The organism is Catenibacterium sp. AM22-6LB, assembly GCF_003435615.1.
In the GTDB taxonomy this organism is placed as follows: domain Bacteria; phylum Bacillota_I; class Bacilli_A; order Erysipelotrichales; family Coprobacillaceae; genus Catenibacterium; species Catenibacterium mitsuoka_A.
This window is the reverse complement of the sequence record NZ_QTUM01000077.1, coordinates 2,173-8,337: the sequence shown is the minus strand read 5'-3', so window position 1 is coordinate 8,337 and position 6,165 is coordinate 2,173. Positions and strand designations below refer to the sequence as shown.

The window sequence follows — 6,165 nt, the reverse complement described above, 5'->3', positions numbered from 1 at the left end:
TGCCCGGTGGTGTGAGAGGACGAAAATAATTTTAATTATTTTCTCCTACTCGATTATACAAAAAAGATGTCAATACATTGTATTGACATCTACTTATGATATGTTTCATTCTTCATAATCTTAAATGCACGATAAATCTGTTCTACAAGAATCAGACGCATTAATTGATGTGGGAAAGTCATTGGTGAAAAAGATAATTTAAAATCAGCTCTTGTCAGAACATCCTCTCCATGTCCTAAAGATCCGCCAATCACAAATACAATAGTAGAATAACCATCAATCATCTTCTTCTCAATATATTGACTAAAAGCCACTGAATCCATCTCACGTGAAGCAACATCTAACAGAATCATAAAATCATTCTGTTTCACATGATCAAGAATCTTTCTTCCTTCTTTACTTTTCACAAGTGCCTCTTCTGCAAGTGAAGGGTTATTAGGTATCTTTTCATCAGGTACTTCAATTAAATCCACATGGGCATAAGCACCAAGTCTTTTTACATACTCCTGTACACCATCTCTTAAATACTTCTCTTTTAACTTACCTACAGTAATAATCTTAATGTTCATATTTTCCTCCAGAAACAACAGATGTTTGACTTGCTGCTTTAATCATCTCTTTATCAAATTTTATATTTTCTTCATCAAATATAGAATAATAAGTTTCTAATGCCTTTTCTTTTATATTGGCATCTTGTGATAAATGGGCTAATACAATCTCTTTTGTATTCTCACCAATCACATCACACATTAAATGAGCACTATATTCATTATTTAAGTGTCCTGTATCTCCCATAATTCTATTCTTTAAAGAAAAAGGACGACGTGTAGCCATCAACATCTCTATGTCATGATTAGACTCTATAATATAATAATTCAAGTTGTGAATAAGTTCTTTATTCTTCTGTGATACATAACCTGTATCTGTCATATAGAGAAGTGTTTCATCCCCTTCAAATATAAATCCGATAGGATTAGTTGCATCATGTGAAAGACGTAATACATATACATCTATATCACCAAATGTATAACTTGTATAAGGAACAAGTTCATGATTTTCATCTAGATCATCTATATTACCTTTTGCGGTATATACTATTTCTTTATCAAATATATGTATATTCTTATTATGATCTGCATGATCATGGGTTAATAATACATAATCTATATCATCTATTGTATATCCAATTTCTTTTAATCGATAGACAAGCTGTTTCTTTGAGATACCACAATCTATTAAAATACCTGTAGTTTTTTCTACAATAAATGTGCTGTTTCCTTTAGAGCCACTTGCTAAAACATGGTATTCCATAATCCACCTCTTTCCCATGCATTATAGCACATCTCATTATTTACAATAAAGTTTCTTACATATTCTTTTAAACTTGTGATAAAATAAACATATAGAAGGAGGTTTTGTCTTATGCCTAAAATTATTACAATCGCAAGAGAATATGGTTCTGGAGGACGTATCATAGCACAGAAAGTAGCCAATCTTTTAGGAATTGTTTATTACGATAATCAGATTATTGATTTAGCTGCACAGGAACTTGGATTTGATATTGAAACAATTAGGAAAGCATCTCAGGAAAAGAGTTCAGGATTCCTTTATGGAATGGCTGGAGGTACTTTCCAGATGCCTTTAAATGATCAGGTTTTCGCAACACAATCTAAAATCATTCGTCATCTTGCAAGTAACGATTCATGTATCATAGTAAATGGATGCGCTGATTATATTCTTGAGGATTATGATAAAGTATTAAGAGTCTTTGTCCATGCACCTCTTGAATCACGTATTAAGAGAGTAGAAGAAGAATATAAAGAAGAGCATGAGAATACAAAGAAGTATGTCATCTCAAGAGATAAGAAGAGAGCTAACTACTATAATTACTACACAACAAATAAATGGGGTCAGTTAAAGAATTTTGACTTAACTATTAATAGTGATTATGGTTTAGATGAAGCTGCTGAAATTATTGCGGAAATGTATAAGAAATTATAATAATAAGAAGCTGTAATAGATGATCTATTACAGCTTTTACTATTAGAGATAGAATAAATATGTTAAAATAAGACGAAATCAAATAAAGGAGAAAAATCATGGAAAAAATCTTATTTGAAATTGAAATGCAGGATGGCAATGTGATGAAGGGTGAATTATATCCTGAAGTAGCACCTATTACTGTAGAAAACTTTGTGAACTTAATTAAAAATAACTTCTTTGATGGCTTAATCTTCCATCGTGTTATCCCAGGATTCATGATCCAGGGTGGTGGATATGATACTGATATGAAAGAACATCCAGCAGCATCTATCAAGGGTGAATTTGCATCTAATGGTGTGACTAATAACCTAAAGCATACAAGAGGTGTTTTATCAATGGCAAGAACAATGGTTAAGGATTCTGCTTCATCTCAGTTCTTTATTATGCATGCTGACGCACCACATCTAGATGGTGACTATGCTGCTTTTGGTTTAATTACTGAAGGATTAGAAGAAGTAGATAAGATTGCGAATGTTAAAAGATCACCTTGGAATGATATGCCTAATGAACCACAGGTTATCAAGACAATGAAATTATTATAAAAAAACTGTTGCGAAATATTGAAATCTTGATACAATATAGTACTGACAGTAAATCTAGGCTATTCTTTGTGAATAGCTTTTTTGTTGTCAGTTATAAATCAATGCCCAAAACTATATTAATGAAATTGACACATTATCAAGACATTCTTTAGAAATAATACTAAAATGGTAGTATTTTCATGTGAATTTTTGTATAATGTTTACGTTTAAGAAAGGAGGCGCCGTATGAAGGAAGGTATACGTAAAGAGTATAAAAAACAATATGATGCATCAACAAAGAAGATTGACATTGTTGATGTTCCAGAATTCAATTTCATCATGATTGATGGAATCGGTAATCCTGAAGTAGAAGAGTTCCACTTAAAATCAAAAGCTCTTCGAATCATGTCAGCAGAAATTAGAGAGTATTTTAAACAGGAAAAGAATCTTGTTTATCTTATTTCACCGCTAGAAGGATTATGGGATACCTATGATAATTCAAAGTTTGACGTTACTCGTAAGAAGATGATCAAGTTTACATTGATGATGGCACAGCCAAAGCTTCTAGATCCTAATACATTTGAAATTATTAAACAGAAAGCAGCTAACAAGAAGGATAATCCTTACATTGTAGATATATATCTTAAGAGGATGACTGAAGGACATTGCGTACAGATGCTACATAAGGGTGCTTATAATACTGAAATCAATACAACTAAGCAGATCATGGAGTTCATCACTATCCAGAATATGCGTTTAGAAGGATTCCATCATGAGATTTACTTAAATGATTATGAAAAGACACCAAGTGAAAAACTGAAAACAATTGTTCGTTATGCGATTGAAGAAAATGGAGAAGGGGCTTTTTAGCTCCTTCTTTTTTTGAGGAGAGAATATGAAATACGTATCATGGAATGTAAATGGCATTCGTGCCTGTTTAAAAAAAGGTTTTTTAGAAAGTTTTGAATCATTGAATGCTGATATTTTTGCCTTACAGGAAACAAAGGCGCAAAAGGATCAGATTGAATTAGATATCCCTGGTTATACACTTTATACTAATGATGCTCTTAAGAAGGGGTATAGTGGAACAGCTGTACTTACTCGAATAAAACCACTATCAGTATCTTATGGAATAGGAATAGAGGAACATGATCAGGAAGGAAGAGTCATTACATTAGAGTTTGAAGACTATTACTTTGTAACATGTTATACACCTAATTCTAAAAAAGAGCTTGCTAGAATTGATTATCGCATGGAATGGGAGGATGCCTTCCTTGCCTATTTAGATGCTCTTAATAAGCCTGTCATCCTTTGTGGTGATCTCAATGTAGCTCATCATGAAATAGATTTAAAGAACCCTTCATCCAATCATCATAATGCAGGTTTCTCTGATCAGGAACGTAATAAGATGACAGAACTTTTATCTCATGGCTATATTGATACATTTAGATATCTTTATCCAGATAAAAAGGATGCTTATACATGGTGGAGTTATATGTTTAAATCAAGAGAAAGAAATGCTGGATGGAGAATTGACTATTTTATTGTCTCTGATTCATTGAAAGAGAGAATAAAAGAGAGTTTAATATATAGTGACATACTTGGCAGTGATCACTGCCCAATTGGATTGGAGATGGAATAAAATGAAACTAATGATCATATCAGACATTCATGGTTCTTATAATGACCTAGAAAAGGTGATGCACTACTTTGATGAAGAACAACCAGACCGTTTAATCATCCTAGGTGATATTTTATATCATGGTCCTAGAAATGACTTACCAGAAGGTTATGCACCTAAAAAGTGTATTCCTTTATTAAATAAATATAAAGATAAGATCCTTGCAGTAAGAGGTAACTGTGATGCAGAAGTAGACCAGATGGTCTTAGACTTCCCTATGAGAAGTGATTATGCATTACTTAATGTAGACGGACATGATTTCTATATTACTCATGGACATTTATACAACAAAGACAATATGCCTTATTTAAAGAAGGGTGATGTATTCCTTTATGGACATTATCATGTTCCAGTGTTTGAAGACCATGGCTTCTATACAGTGAATCCAAACTCTATTTCTTTACCAAAACAAGGTGTAAAGAGTTTCTTAGTTTATGAAAATGAAACATTCACACTTTATAATTTAGAACATAAAGAGATTTGGTGTAAAAAAATTACAAAATAAGGATTATACAGTGCATTCTTTTTAAAAGTATGGTATTTTTAAGTAAGGAGGTGGTTTTGTGGCAAAGTATAGAGATATTGCAGATGCAATTAGAGAGAAGATTAAGTCGGGAGAATATACTTCGGGCCAGAAACTTCCTTACGAATACTTGTTATGTGTTAATTACCATTGTAATAAAGAAACCATGAAGAAGGCTTTGGAGATTCTAGTAAAAGAAGGTCTCATTATTCGTCGCCGTGGAGCAGGTACATTTGTGAAAGAACTCAATGTATCTGAAAACAATGAAACTGTCCGTATGCGCAGTCTTTCTATGCGTTTTGAAGGACATGATGTGACTTCGGATATTAAAGTATTTGAGGTTATACCAAGTGATAAGAAAATAGCGGAAAAGCTACAGATAGATGAAGGAGACTTTGTTTATCATATTATTAGAAATCGTTCTGTTGATGGAAAACCTTATTGTGTAGAGATTACATATATTCCACTATATCGTTTAGTTAACCTGAAAGCAGATGTCTTAAAGGATTCATTGTATAAATATGTAATCAATCAATTACATATGACGGTTCAGAGTTGTCATTTAAAGATCACATCAGCACTGTCTACAATACTCGAACAGTCATTCTTAGGACTAGGTGAAGGGGAACCTTATATCCAGGAAGAACAGACAACATACCTTTCTAATGGCTCTGTATTTGAGTTGACATTCAATCGTCGTCACTATGCAGACTTTGAATTCCAGACCGTTATTGTAGAACAATAATTAAGAGAACTATGTGTTATAGTTCTCTTTTAATTTTACTATTTATTTACAAGTAGCAAAAACATGAGAAGAATATAACTGTATTAATGAATTTAAATTTTTATTTTATGAAAAAAATAATTTAAAGTGTGTAGAATTAAAAATGTCTGAATTTCTCAATATAATTTCTATTTTTTAGATGCAAAAATATGGTCTTGTTAATTAAAAATACCATATTTTTTCTGATGTAACCGTTGACATTTTTATAAAGAGCGATTATACTGTAATTGTCGAAAAGATTTAGGGAGGAAAATTTATGGACGCTTTTGCTGATAAGCTAGGACGTGTCGGTGCTTGGTGTGGTCAGAATAAGTACTTGAATGCAATCAAGAATGCATTCCAGAACTTCATGCCAGCTACAATCTCAGGTGCCGTTGGTGTTCTTTGGACAAACGTTTTAGTAAATGATTCAACAGGTTTAGGTGCTTTATGGTCTCCAATTATGGCTCTTAAAGTTCTTAACCCAATCTTTGCTGCTATGCAGTATGCTACAATCTCATGTATTACTATTGGTATTACTATGTTACTTGCTTCTGAAATTGCTGAAGCAAATGGTGAAACAGGATCTTACCCAGCTGTATTAGGCTTCATCTTATGGATGATGGTAACTCCA

General features: G+C 32.5%; 8 protein-coding genes and 1 pseudogene. 7 read left to right on the top strand and 2 right to left on the bottom strand.

The window, feature by feature from the left end; all coding sequences use genetic code 11:
• Positions 1 to 89 precede the first annotated feature (89 nt).
• Together rlmH and DW269_RS11645 are read right to left on the bottom strand one after the other, a co-directional pair.
• Entirely contained in the window at positions 90 to 569 is a 480-nt protein-coding gene (gene rlmH / locus DW269_RS11650) for a 23S rRNA (pseudouridine(1915)-N(3))-methyltransferase RlmH (protein WP_117460097.1), read from the bottom strand.
• On the bottom strand, positions 559 to 1,311 hold the full coding sequence (locus DW269_RS11645; RefSeq protein WP_117460095.1) for an MBL fold metallo-hydrolase: 753 nt from the start codon (positions 1,309 to 1,311) through the stop codon (positions 559 to 561). The genes rlmH and DW269_RS11645 overlap by 11 nt, the downstream gene beginning before the upstream one ends.
• 111 nt (positions 1,312 to 1,422) lie before the next feature.
• Here DW269_RS11645 and DW269_RS11640 point away from each other — a divergent pair, with 111 nt between their 5' ends.
• From DW269_RS11640 to DW269_RS11610, 7 genes and pseudogenes are all read left to right on the top strand, one after another.
• Positions 1,423 to 2,001: an AAA family ATPase gene (locus DW269_RS11640; protein ID WP_117460093.1), complete on the top strand. Its 579-nt coding sequence runs from the start codon at positions 1,423 to 1,425 to the stop codon at positions 1,999 to 2,001.
• 98 nt (positions 2,002 to 2,099) lie between these two features.
• Positions 2,100 to 2,585, top strand: coding sequence for a peptidylprolyl isomerase (locus tag DW269_RS11635; RefSeq protein WP_022425969.1), 486 nt, complete (start codon positions 2,100 to 2,102; stop codon positions 2,583 to 2,585).
• Between the two features lie 225 nt (positions 2,586 to 2,810).
• Complete coding sequence (locus tag DW269_RS11630) at positions 2,811 to 3,434, top strand: GyrI-like domain-containing protein (RefSeq protein WP_040390252.1); 624 nt, start codon at positions 2,811 to 2,813, stop codon at positions 3,432 to 3,434.
• A gap of 25 nt (positions 3,435 to 3,459) precedes the next feature.
• Positions 3,460 to 4,206, top strand: a complete 747-nt coding sequence (locus DW269_RS11625) for an exodeoxyribonuclease III (protein ID WP_117460091.1) — start codon at positions 3,460 to 3,462, stop codon at positions 4,204 to 4,206.
• 1 nt (position 4,207) lies between these two features.
• A complete protein-coding gene (yfcE, locus tag DW269_RS11620; protein ID WP_117460089.1) occupies positions 4,208 to 4,750 on the top strand; it encodes a phosphodiesterase in 543 nt (180 codons plus the stop codon).
• A gap of 58 nt (positions 4,751 to 4,808) precedes the next feature.
• Positions 4,809 to 5,513 (top strand): GntR family transcriptional regulator, encoded by a 705-nt coding sequence (locus DW269_RS11615; protein ID WP_022425965.1) that lies wholly within the window; start codon positions 4,809 to 4,811, stop codon positions 5,511 to 5,513.
• Positions 5,514 to 5,808: 295 nt separating this feature from the next.
• Positions 5,809 to 6,165, top strand: a pseudogene (locus DW269_RS11610) (PTS sugar transporter subunit IIC); the annotation flags it as partial.

Bases quoted from the DNA above. Each gene is read 5' to 3' on its own strand.
- rlmH (WP_117460097.1), bottom strand. From the start codon at position 569: ATGAACATTAAGATTATTACTGTAGGTAAGTTAAAAGAGAAGTATTTA.
- DW269_RS11645 (WP_117460095.1), bottom strand. From the start codon at position 1,311: ATGGAATACCATGTTTTAGCAAGTGGCTCTAAAGGAAACAGCACATTT.
- DW269_RS11640 (WP_117460093.1), top strand. From the start codon at position 1,423: ATGCCTAAAATTATTACAATCGCAAGAGAATATGGTTCTGGAGGACGT.
- DW269_RS11635 (WP_022425969.1), top strand. From the start codon at position 2,100: ATGGAAAAAATCTTATTTGAAATTGAAATGCAGGATGGCAATGTGATG.
- DW269_RS11630 (WP_040390252.1), top strand. From the start codon at position 2,811: ATGAAGGAAGGTATACGTAAAGAGTATAAAAAACAATATGATGCATCA.
- DW269_RS11625 (WP_117460091.1), top strand. From the start codon at position 3,460: ATGAAATACGTATCATGGAATGTAAATGGCATTCGTGCCTGTTTAAAA.
- yfcE (WP_117460089.1), top strand. From the start codon at position 4,208: ATGAAACTAATGATCATATCAGACATTCATGGTTCTTATAATGACCTA.